A 14,960-nucleotide genomic window follows, 5' to 3' on the forward strand; every position below is an offset into this window, starting at 1 on the left:
CGGCGTCGGCGCCAGCGGCAGGAGGGGCAGCAGGGTCGCCTGGAAGGCGTGATAGATGTCCGCCGAGCCGGCGTCGATGATCGTCCTTGCGCAACACACAGTCATCCGGTGCAGCGAAGTTGGCGGAGTGCGGCATGGCGCCCCCCGGGGTGACGATGATGGTGGCGAGGCGAGACCAAAGTGCTATACGCCCAGGCCGGACAGCACCCGACAGCTATGCTAGCATGACTACCATACAAGCCATACCAGACCGGAGCCCAAAGGCTCAACAGTACAAGAGCTAAAAAGCTCAACGAAAGGTAGGTGCCCCCATGCTGACCCCCGCAATCGCTGAACTCTGGGAACAGGATGCTACCGGAGGATCGGTGCGTCAGCGGCTCTACCGAGTCCTCAGACTCGCCATCATCCGAATGCAGTTCGCCCCCGGCCAGGCACTGTCCGAGAAAGAGATTTCCGACGCCTTCTCGGTCAGCCGCCAGCCGGTGCGCGAAGCCTTTATCCGCCTGTCCGAGGCAGGCCTGGTCGACGTTCGCCCACAACGCGGCACCTATGTCGTGGGCATCTCGCAGAAGTCGGTGCGCGAAGCGCGCTTCGTCAGGGAGGCAGTCGAAACCGCCGTCAGCGCCTCCGCCGCCAGGCAAGGGCTCGCCGACAAGGTGATCTACGAGCTGCGGGATCTGATCGAACGCCAGATTCGCTGCGCCCGCAGCGGCCAGTATGACCAGTTCTTCATCCTCGACGAAGACTTCCACCGCGTGCTCGCCCTTGGCGCCGGACACGAGACAGCCTGGCGCGTCATCGAAGAGGTCAAGGCACAGCTCGACCGGGTGCGCTACCTCAGCGTGCCTGACACCACGCCCTTCGAAAAGCTGGTCCAGCAGCACGCCGACATTGTCGATGCCATCGAACAGAGAGACGAAGACAAGGCCCGCCAAGCCATGCTGGTGCATCAAAGCGAGATCCTGATCTCCCTGCCCCAGATGGTGCAGCGCTTTTCGTCGATCTTCGAGGACACCAACGGCTGATAGTTATCTACCCGGCAAACGTCTCTCATGGGCAAGGGCCACCCGCCCCCTGCCCTGCGGCCATCACCGTTCCGCCCTGTGACAATATTGAGCACAACGGCAAACGCACCTGCAAGGCCATCGATCACCTTAATCGCCCCGCGCGCAGCGAGCGAACTGGCAGACTGGACCAGCGACCAGGTCGACTGCACCGCACTGGGGCTGGCCGCCTGGGTACGCTACACCTCCGGCGTCTCGCTCGACGGCCAGCCACATGAGGTGAGCGACCCGCTGGCATCGCGCTTCATCGAGCTGCATGAACGTCACGGCGAAGCCCCTGAAGCGCTGGTGGCGGCCTTTCTGGCCCAGCAAGACATCGTCCCTGCGGCCCTGGCGGCGCAGCAGGGATTTGCCGATGCTGTCACCGATGGCTACCGCCGACTGATCAATACCGGGCTTGCGGCGTCACTGAGCACCCTCTAGCCGGACCCGAGAAAAGGAGATTTCCATGCAACACACCTGGCGCTGGTTCGGCCCCAAGGACCCGATCCGACTCGAGGAGATTCGCCAGACCGGCGCGACCGGCATCGTCACCGCGCTGCACGAGGTGCCCAACGATGAGGTCTGGTCCCGGCAGGCCATCGCCGAGCGCAAGCAGATGATCGAGGACGCTGGCCTCGAATGGTCGGTGGTGGAAAGCGTGCCGGTGCACGAGGCGATCAAGAAAGGACTGCCGGAGCGCAACGCCCTGATCACCCGCTACTGCGACACCCTGCGCAACCTGGCGGCCTGCGGCATCGATACCGTGTGCTACAACTTCATGCCGGTGCTCGACTGGACCCGCACCGACCTGCGCTGGGCGATGCCGGACGGCGCCCTTGCGCTGCGCTTTGACCAGACAGCCTTCGCCGCCTTCGACCTGTACCTGCTCGCCAGACCAGGCGCCGAGAACGAGTACAGCGACGACGAGAAGACCGAAGCCAGGAGCTACCTCGATAGCCTGGACGCCGAAGCCCGCCAGTCACTGGTCGACACCCTGATCGCCGGCCTGCCCGGCGCCGAAGAGCACTACACCCTGGAGCGCTTTCGCGAGGTACTGGCCGGATACGCCGAGATCGACGCCGCGCGGCTGCGCGAGCACCTCGGCTACTTTCTGAAAGCGGTCATCCCGGTCGCCGAAGAACTCGGCATCAAGATGGCGATCCACCCCGATGACCCGCCCCGGCCGCTGCTCGGCCTGCCCCGGGTGGTCTCGACGGCAGCGGACGCCGAGTGGATCCTTGAGGCCGTCGACAGCCCCGCCAATGGCCTGACGCTGTGCACCGGGTCCTACGGCGTGCTCGCCGCCAATGACCTGGCCGCCATGGTTCAGCGCTTTGGTCCCAGCATCCACTTCGTGCATCTGCGCTCGACCCGGCGCGAGTCCCCCGACCCTCGCTCCTTCCACGAGGCGCCTCACCTGGACGGTGATGTCGACATGGTCGCGGTCATCAGCGCGCTGGTCGCCGAGGAACGCCGCCGCGAGCGCGAAGGCGGCCGACGCTTGCCGCTGCGTCCCGACCACGGCCACCACATTCTCGACGATCAGCACCGCGCCACCGCTCCGGGCTACCCGCTGTACGGCAGGCTGCGCGGCCTGGCCGAGCTGCGTGGCGTCGAGACTGCGGTACGCCAGCTCACCTGACGCCCTGGCGTTCTACCAGCCGCTGCGCTGGCGACGCCCGTCGCAGCGGGAGTGGTCCAGCGCAACGAAAACGACCAGGCGGGGAGGCACGTTCCCCACCTGGTCGGCTCAGGACACCTTCAGCCCGCCTGGTCGACTCAGCGCAAAAACCCCGCGCCGAACACCACTCAGGTCGGCAGATACTCCTCGCTCCAGCTCTCCGACACGACGCCTTCGGCGATCAACCGATCGATCTCCTCTGGGCTGTGCCCCAGCTCTTCGAGCACCTGACGGCTCGAGCTGCCGTACTTCTCCGACGGCGCCAGCGGATAGATGCGCCCCCGCTTGGGACGGATGGCGTACGGATCAAGCTGCGTGATGACGTGACCACTGGGGTGCTCGTCGTAGACGGTGAAGGAGTAGCTGCCACGATCGATGCCCGGGGTGTTGTCCCAGCGCCGCGAGTTGTAGGAGCGCAACGCCTCGATGTTCTCGCACACCGCCGCGGCGATGCCCGCCTTCTGCAGCCGTTCCACCCAGTCGGTGGCCACCGCATTGATAAAGCGAGGTGCCAGATAGGCCGCCCGCTCCTCCGGCGGAACATCGACCACCCCTTCGATCCCCGGCACCTGGGCGAACTTGTGCAGGTCCCGCTCGTAGGCGCTGATCAGCACCACCCCGTCGGCGGTGAAATAGAAGCGCGACAGATCGTCGTAGCCGTTGAGTTCACGGCCCGAGGGCTCGTCGAACAGGCCGCGTCGCTCGTAGTCGTAGCAGAACGGCATCTGGGCCAGGCCGCTCAGCGCCGACAGCGAGGTCTTGACCCGGCTGACACGGCGGGTACGCAGCTTCTGATACAGGGCGGTGGCGACACCGAGGGAGGCGCCGAAGCCGCACATCACGTCGATGGTGCCGACGTGGGCGTGCTCTTCTGGCGTGTCCATGCTGCCCCCGAAGCGCAGCATGATGCCGGTGGTGGCCTGCACCAGGTCGTCGTAGCCCAGGTAGTTGGTCCGGGGGCCCGGCTTCACCCCGCTGAAGCAGTCGAGCTGGCAGAAGATCGCCTCGGGATTGATGCGCTGCATTTCCGCCTCGGTCAGCCCCATCCGCTCCACCTGCCTGTCGGTGGCATTCCACACCACCACGTCGCTCTGGCGGATCAGCTCGTCGAGGATTTCACGCCCCCGAGGCACCTGGATATCGGTCAGCAAGGAGCGCTTGGAGCGCATATGCGACAGGCCGAAGATGACCGTGTTCCAGCAGTCGTAGAACGGCTTGGCGGGGTCCACCTTGATGATGTCGGCGCCGAAGCGTGCCAAAAAGGCCACCGAGTGGGGACCGGCGATGACGTTGCACAGATCCAGCACCTTGACGCCTTCGAGCCAACCGTCCTTGGCGTTGCGCGCGCGAACCCGGGGCAGCTTGGTCTCGATGCGATGCAGCACTGCCAGCGCCTGGTCGAACGACACCCAGCGGCGCGGCGTCGGGGTGAGCATCTCGTGGCCGCTGTCGTGCAGCCAGACCATCGGGCCGGGCTGGGTCATCAGGCCGAATTCGGGATCGTCCACTTCGATCATCAGCCCGGCGGTCTCGGCGTGGTCGTCGTGGATCCACTCCTGCAGCCAGCGCTGCGGCGCGCCGGGGAACTTGCCACGGCCGAAGATCTTCTCCCACTCCTTGGAGGTGCGGGTCAGGAACACCTCCTTCATGCGCGCGGCGATATGATCCGCCCACCGCTTGGGCAGCGGGTAGACGCCAAGCGACACGTCACTCTGCCACTGGCTGGTTGGCGCATAGGTGTCGGGCTCTTCCACCAGCCCTTCTTCCACCAGCTCGTCGTACAGACCGAGCACCTTGAGGCAGCGCTTGGCGTGCTCCCTGTGACTCGGGCAGACCACGTAGAACATGCGCCCGTCCTTGCACTTGTAGCTGCGGTAGAAGGGATCGAGCAGTTCCTGCAGTTCGTCGTAGTCCAGGTTCATCGGCGCGCCTTCGATGCGGCGACGCTCGATCTCCTTTTCGCGCTGGGTCTTGTAGCGCTCCGGCAGGCCCTCGATCTTGATCGAGTTGTAGCAGAGGCCTTCCATCAGGGCGCAGGCGATGGGCACTTCGATCTCGTCGCCGAGGCCGGTGCGCTCACGCGCCTGCAGCGCCAGGGTGACGGCGGTGGCCGCCAGCATGGTGCCGTAGGCCGAGCCCAGCGGCAGCGGCGAGAACGACGGATTGATGCCCATCAGCACCCGGTTGAGCCCCATGTCGGTAAACACCCCCGAGTGGGCGGCGATGACGCTCTCGAAGGCCCGCCAGTCACGACGCAGCTCGTCGTTGGAGGCAAAGCCCGGCATCGACAGGGTGATCAGCTCCGGACGCTCTTCGCGCAGCGCGCTGAAGTCGATGCCCAGGCGCTGCATGACACCGGGCCGGAAGCTTTCGATCACGATATCGGCCTCCTCGATCAGCGCCAGCGCCTGTTCGAGGCCCTCTTCGGTCTTGAGGTCGATCGTCACGATCAGCTTGTTGCGCTGCAAGGTGGCGTTGGCCGGTGATTCCCACATGGGCCCCGTGGGCGGGTCCACGTGAATGACCGTGGCGCCCAGGTCGGCGAGGATCATCGCCACCGCAGGGCCGGCCATGTACTGACCGAAGTCGATGACCTTGACGTCCTTGAGCGGCAGTTGAGAATGAGGATTCGGTGACATCGGGGTCTTCCTGTAAAGCAAGGGTGGCAACGGGAGGAGGCCGAAGCCGCCTCGGTGACGTCAGTGTTTGTCGTCTTCGATGACCAGGTGGGGTTCAAGGACCTTCTTGGCGAAGTCCTGGCGCAGCCAGCGCGGCAACGTGAGGAGGCCGAAGCCTCCTCGGTGACCTCAGTGTTTGCCGTCTTCGATAACCAGGTGGGGTTCAAGGACCTTCTTGGCGAAGTCCTGGCGCAGCCAGCGCACCAGTGACCATGCCAGGATCGCCAGCACGGGAATCATCGGCAGCGCCACCACGATGGTGGAGGTCTGCACCGGCTTGAGCCCGCCAAGCTGGATCAGCGCTACCCCGACGCCGGCGATCAAAAATGCCCAGATCAGGCGGATCTTGCGCTGCGGTTCCTGATAGCCAGACAACTTGCGCGAGGTCACCGACGCCAGCACGTAGGCGGAGCTGTCCAGGGTCGTCGCCAGGAAGATGAAGCACAGCAGCACGAACAGGGTGGTAATCACTCCGGACATCGGCAGGGTGCCGAGGATCGCCTCGACCGCGGCGGGGATGCCTTCGGCCGAAAGAATGGCTGCCACGTCCAGGGTGCCGGAGATCTGCAGGTCCAGCGCATAGCCGCCCCACACCGCGAAGAACACCCAGCAGCCCAGGGAACCGAACACCATTTCGGCGATGATCAGCTCACGGATGGTGCGACCGCGCGAGATGCGGGCGACGAACAGGCCCATCATCGGGGCGTAAGCGATCCACCAGGCCCAGTAGAACACCGTCCAGTCGCGCCAGAAGCTGGAGTCCCCCACCGGGTCGGTCCACATGCTCATGGGAACGAAGTTGGAGACCATCTTGCCGAGGCTGTTGACCCAGCCCTCCACCATGAACAGGGTGTCGCCCATCACCAGGGTGAAGACCAACAGTACCCCCGCCAGCAGCACGTTGATGTCCGACAGGATCTTGATGCCCTTGGCCAGGCCGAACCAGACGCTGGCGGAGAAGATGGCGGTCCAGATCAGCAGCACCGCGATATCCAGCATGAACGACGGTGACACCCCGAGCAGGCCGCTCAGCAGTTGCGATACCAGCGGCACCGCCAGCCCCAGCGAGGTACCGACGCCACCGACGATGCCGAACACCACCACCGCATCGAGAAGCGCGCCCCACCAGCCGTCGGCATGACGCCCCAGCACCCCGCGGGCGGCCACGGACAGCCTGACGCCCGGGCGGTTGTGGACGAACATGGAGTAGGCGATCGGGATGGCCGGCAGGCAATAGAAGGCCCAGGGCGTGAAGCCCCAGTGGAACTGACCGTAGGTCAAGGCCCACTCGGCCGCTTCCTGTGAGCTTGGTTCGACGCCGAACGGAGGGCCTGTGAAGTAGTAGATGGGTTCGACCCAGGCCCAGTTGACGATGGCGATGCCGATACCACCGGCAAAGATCATCGCCACCCAGCTGAAGTAGGAGAACTCCGGCTTGTCATCGGGGCCGCCGAGCCGCACGTTGCCGTAGCGGCTGATGGCCAGGCCCACCAGAAAGACCACCAGGGCGATGCCGGCGAGCAGATACAGCCAGCCGAATCGCCCGGTGGCAAAGGCAAAGGCCGCATTGACCAGTGCGGCCCCCGACTCCGGGAACACGATGATGGGCAGGATCAGGCCTGCGATGACCAGCACGGCGGGCACGAAGACCCGCAGGTCGAGCCGATCGGAATGGGACTCTGGCGCGTTCATCAGGGATACCTTTATCGTTTGTTGTTGTGACGCTTGCTGCGCAGGACGCCGGCGCTCAGCCGGCGGTCTCGAGCATCCAGCCCGCCGCTCGCTCGGCGATCATCAAGGTCGGCGAGTTGGTATTGCCGCTGGTGATGGTCGGCATGACGCCGGCGTCCGCCACCCGCAGGCCCTGGATTCCCCTCACCCGCAGGCGTGAGTCGACCACCGCCATGGGATCGTCGGCCTGCCCCATCCGGGTGGTTCCGACCGGGTGGAAGATGGTGGTGCCGATGTCACCGGCCAGCCGCCACAGCTCTTCATCGGTCTGGTACTGGACGCCGGGCTTGACCTCCTCCGGTTCGTACCTGGCGAACGCCTTCTGCTCGGCGATCCTGCGGGTAACGCGCAGCGAGTCCGCCGCCACCCGCCGGTCCTCATCGGTGCTCAGGTAGTTGGGGGCGATGGACGGCGCCTGGGCCGGATCGGCGCTCTGGATCCTGACGCTGCCGCGGCTGGTCGGATTCAGGTTGCAGACGCTGGCAGTGACCGCCGGATAGGGATGCAGCGGCTGGCCGAAGGCCTCCAGACTCAGGGGCTGGACGTGGTACTGGATGTTGGGGTGCTCGTGCTCGTCGCTGCTGCGGGTGAAGATACCGAGCTGCGACGGCGCCATGCTCATCGGGCCTGTGCGCTTGAACACGTATTCCAGACCGATGCCGGCCTTGCCCCACAGGGTGCTGGCCATGGTGTTGAGGGTCTTGGCGCCCTTGACCTTGTATACCGAACGGATCTGCAGATGGTCCTGCAGGTTCTCGCCGACCCCCGGCAGTTCGTGGACGACGTCGATGCCGTATTGCTTTAGCAGTTCACCAGGCCCGATGCCGGAGAGCTGCAGGATCTGGGGTGAGCCGATGGCGCCGGCGGACAGCACCACCTCACGGCGCGCCCTGGCCAGCTGGGTGGTGCCCTCGCGCTTGACCTCGACCCCTTCACAGCGCTTCTCGCCGTCGGGCTCGCCGCCGGCGACGATCAGCCGATTGACCTGGGTGGAGTGCCACAGCGTCAGGTTCGGCCGCTTGAGCGCCGGGCGCAGGAACGCCTTGGCGGTGTTCCAGCGCCAGCCGGAGCGCTGGTTGACCTCGAAGTAGTCGACGCCCTCGTTGCTGCCACGGTTGAAGTCCTTGGTCCGTGGGATACCCGCCTGGACCGCCGCCTCGGCGAAGTCGTCCAGCACCTCCCACTTGAGCCGCTGCTTCTCGATGCGCCACTCGCCGCCGTGACCGTGAAAGTCCCGGTGGGCGGCGTCGGCGTCGCCGCCCTCATCCAGACGATAGTGATCCTCATGCTGGATGAAGGCCGGCAGGCAATGCTCCCAGCGCCACTGATCGTCACCGGTGACCTCGGCCCAGTGGTTGTAGTCCCGGGCCTGGCCACGCATGTAGATCATTCCGTTGATGCTCGAACAGCCGCCGAGGGTCTTGCCGCGCGGGTAAAGCAGCGAGCGCCCGTTGAGGCCCGCGTCCGGATCGGTGCGAAAGCGCCAGTCGGTACGCGGGTTGTCGATGCAGTACAGGTAGCCCACCGGCACGTGGATCCAGTGGTAGTTGTCGCGACCACCGGCCTCGATCAGCAGCACCCGGTTGTTGGGGTCGGCGCTCAAGCGATTGGCCAGCAGGCACCCGGCGGTGCCTGCTCCGACCACGATGTAGTCAAACTCGCTGTCGTATTGTTGTGCGGTTGTCATCGCAGATCCCTCGATTCAGGGCGTTATTTGGCGGTCGGCATCACGAACTCCGCGCCCGCCTCGATGGAGTCTGACCAGCGCTGCATGATCGACTTCTGCTTGGTGTAGAAGCGCACGCCCTCTTCGCCGTAGGCGTGCATGTCGCCGAACAGCGAGCGCTTCCAGCCACCGAAGCCATGCCACGCCATGGGCACCGGAATCGGCACGTTGATGCCGACCATGCCCACCTGGATGCGACGGCCAAACTCGCGGGCCACCTTGCCGCTCTCGGTGAAGCAGCTGACACCGTTGCCGAACTCGTGGTCATTGATCAGCTCGATGGCGGTGGCCACGTCCGGCACGCGCACACAGGCCAGCACCGGGCCGAAGATCTCCTCGCGGTAGATCGTCATTTCCGGGGTGACGTGGTCGAACAGGGTGCCGCCCATCCAGAAGCCCTCGCTGCAGCCTTCGCCGGTATTGCTGCTGTCGAAGCCACGGCCATCGACCACCAGTTCGGCACCCTCCTCGACGCCCTTGTCGATGTAGCCGGTAATACGCTGATGGGCCTGGGCGGTGACGATCGGCCCCATCTCGGCGTCCAGCTGCATGCCGTCCTTGACCTTGAGGTTGCGTGCGCGCTCGGCGATCCGGGCCACCACGTCATCGGCCACGTCGCCGACCAGCACCGCCACACTGATGGCCATGCAACGCTCGCCGGCGGAGCCGTAGGCAGCACCGATCAGCGCGTCCACCGCCTTGTCGAGGTCGGCGTCGGGCATCACCACCATGTGGTTCTTGGCGCCACCGAGGGCTTGCACACGCTTGCCCAGGGCCGCACCACGCTGATAGATCAGGTTGGCGATGGGAGTGGAGCCGACGAAGGACAGCGCCTTGACGTCGGGGTGGTCGATCAGCGCGTCCACCGTTTCCTTGCCACCCTGGACCACGTTGAACACGCCGTCGGGCAGCCCGGCCTGCTTGAGCAGGTCCGCCATCATCAGCGAGGCGCTGGGGTCAGTGGGGCTGGGCTTGAGGATGAAGCTGTTGCCGGCGGCGATGGCGACCGGGAACATCCACATCGGCACCATGGCCGGGAAGTTGAACGGGGTGATGCCGGCGACCACACCAAGCGGCTGGCGCAGGGTCCAGTTGTCGATGCCGGTGCTGACCTGGTCGGTGAAGTCGCCCTTGAGCAGCTGGGGGATACCGCAGGCAAACTCGACGATATCGATACCCCGTGCCACCTCGCCCTGGGCGTCGGTGAAGACCTTGCCATGCTCACGGGTAATCGCCTCGGCCAGGGCATCCTTGTTGGCATTGAGCAATTCGAGAAAGCGGAACATCACCCGGGCGCGGCGGATGGGCGGGGTGTCGGCCCAGCTCGGGAAGGCCGCCTTGGCCACCTCCACCGCCTTGTCGATCTCGCTGGCGGAGGCCAGCGCCACTCGGCCACTGACCTGGCCGGTCGCCGGGTTGTAGACGTCCTGATGACCCAGGGAGGCGCTTTCGTCGATCTGGCCGCCGATGAAGTGAGGAATCGTCGAGGTCATGGGGTGCTCCTTTATAAGCGTTGTTTAAGTCATTCGAGCGTGGCCGTAAGAGGAAAGGTGCCCAGCCTGCTCGTCTTGTCGCTGTACAGCCTATCTCTGCAGGTGATCTGAGCAATTGAGTTATTTGAAACCCAGATATAAAGTTCTCAAATAACACGCTCTATGAAAGGAAGGCGCCATGCAGGACTACCCCACGCTGCGAGCATTCGTCACGGTGGCGCACCTCGGCAGCGTCTCCCGCGCCGCCGAGGCGCTGCATCTCACCCAGCCGGCGGTTAGCCTAAAGTTAAAGCAGCTGCAGGCAACGCTAGGACTGACGCTGTTCCACCGCCGCCCCCAGGGACTGGAGCTGACGGCCCACGGTCAGGCACTGCTGCCCACCGCCGAAAAGGCGCTGGAGAGCGCCCGGGTGTTCGATCAGATGGCCCGCTCGCTGCACTCGACGGTGCGTGGGCTGTTGAGGATTGGCACCATCATCGATCCCGAGTTCATCCGTCTGGGCAGTTTTCTCAAGGTGCTGGTCGAGCGCGCCCCGGAACTCGAGACCGAGCTGCACCACGGCATGAGCGGTTACGCCCTGTCGCGAGTGGAGCGCGGCGAACTGGATGCAGGTTTCTATCTGGCGCCCCCCGGAACAGGCAGCACCCACGCCGACGGCGCCGGCGAACTTGCGTTTGTCGAGCTGACCCACTTTCGCTATTACGTGGTGGCACCCTCCGGTTGGGAATCGCGGGTCGAGGACACCCGCTGGTCGACGCTGGCCACCCTGCCCTGGATCGTCACGCCCCCCGACTCGGTCCACCATCGCCTGCTCAAGCGCGCCATGCAGGACAGCGGCGAGACGCCCCGGCGGGTCGCCCAGGTCGACCAGGAGGCCTGCATGCTCGACCTGGTACGCGCCGGGGTGGGGTTGAGCCTGGCCCGGGACTCGCTGGCCTTGACCGAGCGCCAGCGCAGCGGCCTGACCATCGTCGAGGGGGTGACGCTGGACTGCGCCCTGTGCTTTGTGTGGAAGAAGGAACGCACCCGCGAGCCGCCGCTGCAGGCCGCGCTTGCCACCCTGGAGAGCGTCTGGCCCAACCGCCCTGAGTGAGGCTTGTAGGAAAAGTGCCTGCGCTCGGTGGCTTTTCGTACAAGACCCAGGGCCTGAGTCAGCCCGGGGGTAGACCCCGCTGATAGGCGCCCGAACCCGCTTTGGCAGCAGCGCCAAATGCACCAGAGCTGCGCCTTTCTGCGCCTGGCGACGCTCGAATCCGTCGTCGGGTGCTACCCTCCAGACGTTGGCTGACGGCTTGCCCCGGTTCAGGTCAAGGGCGACGCCTGTCTCGATCGCTCCTTGCTCGCACCGTCAGTTCGTACTTCCAGCCATCAGATGTCAGCGTCACGCTCCCTTCGTTCTTCACCACAAGGAATGTCCCCATGACCGACCTTTCCCGCTTCCCCATCACTGCCAAGTGGCCGGCGACACACCCCGAGCGCCTGCAGCTCTACTCGCTGCCGACCCCCAACGGGGTCAAGGTCTCGATCATGCTGGAGGAAGTCGGGCTGGACTACGAAGCGCACCGGGTCAACTTCGATACCAGGGACCAGCACTCTCCCGAGTTTCTCTCGCTCAGCCCCAACAACAAGATTCCCGCGATCCTCGATCCCGACGGCCCTGAAGGCCAGCCGATCGGACTGTTCGAGTCAGGCACGATTCTGCTGTACCTGGCCGACAAGACCGGCCAGTTGGTGCCCCAGACGCCCCAGGCCTACTACCAGGCCCTGCAATGGCTGATGTTCCAGGTCGGCGGCGTGGGCCCGATGTTTGGCCAGATCGGCTACTTCCACTTCTTCGCCGGCAAGGAACTAGAGGACAAGCGCCCTCTTCAGCGCTACGTGGACGAGGCCAAACGCCTGCTTGGGGTGCTGGACAAGCGCCTGGAACAGCGCGAGTGGATCATGGGCGAGGACTACTCGGTGGTGGATATCGCCATCCTTCCCTGGGTACGCAACCTGGTCTACCGCTACGACGCCGGGGATCTGGTCGAGTTTGCCAACTTCCCCCACGTCGACCGCACCCTCCAGGCGTTTCTTGAGCGTCCCGCCGTGCAACGAGGCCTCAAGGTCCTGGCCTGAGGCGATATAGCAGGCGCTACCAGGGTGAAGGTGGCGATCGGTAAACGTGGCGATCGGTAGAGGTAGAGCGAGACGAAATGAGGTGAGAGCCGCACGATCGACCCTCAACCCACGGGTGACTCGCCGCCGGGTTCAGGCGATGATTGTGCCGGCACAGCAGACTCGGCGAGCCTCAAGGCGCGCCGTCCTGTGCCTGTCCGCCTGCCCCGTGGCCCCACGGCCCCGGGCAACACCCCCACACGACGGAATCACCGCTCATGCCCGTTCGCCCCGTTCATCTTCTGCCCCTCGTCTTCGCCGTGGGGACCACCTCCGCCCAGGCGGCCTCCGCGCCAAAAGACGCCGACCGGAGTACCGTCGAGCAGCAGAGTAGCCGTTCCTGCGAAAGCCCGACCATGGACCAGCAGATCGAGGCACTGATGGATCACCACGGCATCCCGGGCGTGTCGGTGGCACTGGTCGACCACGGCAACATCTGCCTGAGCCACTACGGCGTCGCCAGCCGGGAGTCCTCGACCGGCGCCGCCGTGAACGACGATACCCTGTTCGAGATCGGCTCGGTCAGCAAGACCTTCACCGCGGCGCTGGGCGCCTGGGTGCAACAAGGCGGAGCCTTCTCCCTGAGCGACAGCGCGGCCAGCATCGAGCCCGACTTCGAGGGTCGTCCGGTAGGCGAGGTCAGCATGGTAGAGCTTGCCACCTACACCGCCGGCGGCTTCCCGCTGCAGTTTCCCGCGGGCGTCGACGACGCCACCCTCCACGACTACTTCGTGAACTGGCAGCCGGACTTTGCCGCCGGCACCAAGCGCCTGTACTCGAACCCCAGCATCGGCCTGTTCGGCCTGCTCGCGGCCCAGAGCGAAGGCTCAAGCTTCGCTGAGCTGATGCAGGACAGCGTGCTGCCCTCACTTGGCCTCGATGCCACCTGGCTTACGGTGCCCGACGACCAGGCCCGCCACTACGCCCAGGGCTACAACGGCGATGACCAGCCTGTGCGCGTCAACCCGGGCCCGCTGGACACCCAGGCCTACGGCATCAAGACCACGGCACGGGACCTGGCACGCTTCGTTCAGGCCAATATCGACGCCTATCAAGGCGCCCAGGGCGACCAGCGCATGGCACAAACCCTGCTGGCCACCCACCAGGGATACGCCGCCGTCGGCGAGATGCAGCAGGGACTCGCCTGGGAAAGCTACGCCCTGCCGACGACCCTCGATACGCTGCAAAACGGCACCACCGCAGAGATGGCGCTGGAGCCCCAGCCTGTCACCATGCTCGAGCCGTCAGGCGAGCCACAGCCCCAGCGCTGGTACCACAAGACCGGCTCCACCGGCGGCTTCGGCGCCTACGCCGCCTTTATGCCGGCGCATGAACTGGGCATCGTCATCCTCGCCAACAAGCGCTACCCCAACGGCGAGCGCGTCGAAGCCGCCTGGCGGATACTGGAGGCGCTGGAGCACTGACGATCACGTTTGGATCACTGGATCTCAGTGATACTCCTGGGCCGAATCATACGCAGGGCCTCATCCTGCCCCCCTGTCAATGGCCAACTAAATTGACCCCATACGCGCCGCCGCCGCCCTATGGGCGGCGGCGTGATCAATGACATGGTGAGAGGAAGCTCAAGGTTAAGCAGATGTCTCGTTCATCAAACTCTCGTAGGGGATCTGTAGCCCATCATGCAGCCGGCGGATCATGGCCAGGCTGAGACCACGCTTGCGATTCAGCACCTCCGAGACCCGTCCGCTACCGCCGATATAGGCTTCCAGGTCTCTTGGCGTCAGTCCTTGCTGTTCCATGCGAAACTTGATCGCTTCGATGGGATCCGATGGACCAATCGGGTAGTGCTCGTCTTCATAGTGCTCAATCAGAATCGACAGGACCTCAAGTTCGTCGGCCTCAGGGCTGCCGTCTTCGGCATTCCATAGCGCCTCCATCCGAGCGAAGGCCCGCTCAAGATCGGCATCGTTGTGAATCGGCTGGATATTCATTCACACAGTCTCCGCGTCGATTTGATCGTACTGGGCGTGAGTGCCGACAAAGCGTACCCAAGCGATCTGCTGGGCATATCGGATCGCAACGATGACCCGGTACTTATTGCCTGCGATGTTAAACACCGCTCGCCCCCCTTTGAGGATGCTGGCCGTTCGGATCTCCGCTTTTAGTGCCTGCGGCGTCGCCCAGTTAGCCTTTTCCATCATGCGATACCACTCGGTGAGAGGACGCTCGGCGTCGTCGTATCCCCGCTCCCAGAACTCTCGTAACGTGCGCTTAGCGATGACTCTCACGACACCCTCCCATTTTGGGAGAATATAGCCCCTCCCATTTCGGGAGTCAAGCCTCAGCACCCCCTCGCACGACCACACCCGCCGCCGCTTCTAGGCGACAAGCTTCGCATCACCATCGCCCATCTACCCGTGCATCACGCCCACCGGGAAGCCCAACAACCGCACCACGCAAGGAGCGCATCATGACCGTGCAGCGCGT

12 protein-coding genes are annotated in these 14,960 nt (G+C 64.9%); 6 read left to right on the plus strand and 6 right to left on the minus strand.

Features of this window, described 5'->3' with window-relative positions:
• Positions 1-311 precede the first annotated feature (311 nt).
• From NKF27_RS13810 to uxuA, 3 genes are all read left to right on the plus strand, one after another.
• Positions 312-1,025 carry a GntR family transcriptional regulator gene (locus NKF27_RS13810; RefSeq protein WP_222517195.1) on the plus strand — a complete coding sequence of 238 codons (714 nt, stop codon included), beginning with the start codon at positions 312-314 and terminating at the stop codon, positions 1,023-1,025.
• Between the two features lie 87 nt (positions 1,026-1,112).
• Complete coding sequence (locus NKF27_RS13815; protein ID WP_222517194.1) at positions 1,113-1,487, plus strand: hypothetical protein; 375 nt, start codon at positions 1,113-1,115, stop codon at positions 1,485-1,487.
• 25 nt (positions 1,488-1,512) lie between these two features.
• Positions 1,513-2,688, plus strand: a complete 1,176-nt coding sequence (uxuA, locus tag NKF27_RS13820) for a mannonate dehydratase (protein WP_108133291.1) — start codon at positions 1,513-1,515, stop codon at positions 2,686-2,688.
• Positions 2,689-2,855: 167 nt separating this feature from the next.
• On the opposite strand, the gene NKF27_RS13825 is transcribed toward uxuA, so the two are convergent.
• The 4 genes from NKF27_RS13825 to NKF27_RS13840 all read right to left on the minus strand — a co-directional run bounded on the left by NKF27_RS13825 (position 2,856) and on the right by NKF27_RS13840 (position 10,355).
• A complete protein-coding gene (locus tag NKF27_RS13825; RefSeq protein ID WP_253552443.1) occupies positions 2,856-5,366 on the minus strand; it encodes a CoA transferase in 2,511 nt (836 codons plus the stop codon).
• A gap of 168 nt (positions 5,367-5,534) precedes the next feature.
• Positions 5,535-7,097, minus strand: coding sequence for a BCCT family transporter (locus NKF27_RS13830; RefSeq protein ID WP_253552446.1), 1,563 nt, complete (start codon positions 7,095-7,097; stop codon positions 5,535-5,537).
• A 55-nt stretch (positions 7,098-7,152) separates the two neighbouring features.
• Positions 7,153-8,823: a GMC family oxidoreductase gene (locus NKF27_RS13835; RefSeq protein WP_253552449.1), complete on the minus strand. Its 1,671-nt coding sequence runs from the start codon at positions 8,821-8,823 to the stop codon at positions 7,153-7,155.
• A gap of 23 nt (positions 8,824-8,846) precedes the next feature.
• Positions 8,847-10,355, minus strand: coding sequence for a CoA-acylating methylmalonate-semialdehyde dehydrogenase (locus NKF27_RS13840; RefSeq protein ID WP_222517190.1), 1,509 nt, complete (start codon positions 10,353-10,355; stop codon positions 8,847-8,849).
• A gap of 178 nt (positions 10,356-10,533) precedes the next feature.
• Between NKF27_RS13840 and NKF27_RS13845 the strand changes: the two genes are divergently transcribed.
• The 3 genes from NKF27_RS13845 to ampC all read left to right on the plus strand — a co-directional run bounded on the left by NKF27_RS13845 (position 10,534) and on the right by ampC (position 13,936).
• Positions 10,534-11,448 carry a LysR family transcriptional regulator gene (locus tag NKF27_RS13845; protein ID WP_045991838.1) on the plus strand — a complete coding sequence of 305 codons (915 nt, stop codon included), beginning with the start codon at positions 10,534-10,536 and terminating at the stop codon, positions 11,446-11,448.
• A 326-nt stretch (positions 11,449-11,774) separates the two neighbouring features.
• Positions 11,775-12,473, plus strand: a complete 699-nt coding sequence (locus tag NKF27_RS13850; protein WP_108449125.1) for a glutathione binding-like protein — start codon at positions 11,775-11,777, stop codon at positions 12,471-12,473.
• Positions 12,474-12,730: 257 nt separating this feature from the next.
• The gene (ampC, locus tag NKF27_RS13855) at positions 12,731-13,936 is read left to right on the plus strand and encodes a class C beta-lactamase (RefSeq protein WP_253552452.1); all 1,206 of its coding nucleotides are present in this window, start codon (positions 12,731-12,733) and stop codon (positions 13,934-13,936) included.
• A gap of 165 nt (positions 13,937-14,101) precedes the next feature.
• On the opposite strand, the gene NKF27_RS13860 is transcribed toward ampC, so the two are convergent.
• Both NKF27_RS13860 and NKF27_RS13865 read right to left on the minus strand, forming a co-directional pair.
• Entirely contained in the window at positions 14,102-14,464 is a 363-nt protein-coding gene (locus NKF27_RS13860; RefSeq protein ID WP_253552454.1) for a type II toxin-antitoxin system HigA family antitoxin, read from the minus strand.
• Positions 14,465-14,761, minus strand: a complete 297-nt coding sequence (locus NKF27_RS13865) for a type II toxin-antitoxin system HigB family toxin (RefSeq protein WP_253552457.1) — start codon at positions 14,759-14,761, stop codon at positions 14,465-14,467.
• Between the last annotated feature and the right edge of the window lie 199 nt (positions 14,762-14,960).

Source organism: Halomonas sp. DN3 (assembly GCF_024137905.1).
GTDB lineage: Bacteria > Pseudomonadota > Gammaproteobacteria > Pseudomonadales > Halomonadaceae > Halomonas > Halomonas litopenaei.

What these genes read in the sequence shown, in the direction of transcription:
- NKF27_RS13830 (WP_253552446.1), bottom strand. Translation starts at nt 7,097, where the DNA reads ATGAACGCGCCAGAGTCCCATTCCGATCGGCTCGACCTGCGGGTCTTC.
- NKF27_RS13835 (WP_253552449.1), bottom strand. Translation starts at nt 8,823, where the DNA reads ATGACAACCGCACAACAATACGACAGCGAGTTTGACTACATCGTGGTC.
- NKF27_RS13850 (WP_108449125.1), top strand. Translation starts at nt 11,775, where the DNA reads ATGACCGACCTTTCCCGCTTCCCCATCACTGCCAAGTGGCCGGCGACA.
- NKF27_RS13840 (WP_222517190.1), bottom strand. Translation starts at nt 10,355, where the DNA reads ATGACCTCGACGATTCCTCACTTCATCGGCGGCCAGATCGACGAAAGC.
- NKF27_RS13825 (WP_253552443.1), bottom strand. Translation starts at nt 5,366, where the DNA reads ATGTCACCGAATCCTCATTCTCAACTGCCGCTCAAGGACGTCAAGGTC.
- NKF27_RS13845 (WP_045991838.1), top strand. Translation starts at nt 10,534, where the DNA reads ATGCAGGACTACCCCACGCTGCGAGCATTCGTCACGGTGGCGCACCTC.
- ampC (WP_253552452.1), top strand. Translation starts at nt 12,731, where the DNA reads ATGCCCGTTCGCCCCGTTCATCTTCTGCCCCTCGTCTTCGCCGTGGGG.
- NKF27_RS13810 (WP_222517195.1), top strand. Translation starts at nt 312, where the DNA reads ATGCTGACCCCCGCAATCGCTGAACTCTGGGAACAGGATGCTACCGGA.
- NKF27_RS13860 (WP_253552454.1), bottom strand. Translation starts at nt 14,464, where the DNA reads ATGAATATCCAGCCGATTCACAACGATGCCGATCTTGAGCGGGCCTTC.
- uxuA (WP_108133291.1), top strand. Translation starts at nt 1,513, where the DNA reads ATGCAACACACCTGGCGCTGGTTCGGCCCCAAGGACCCGATCCGACTC.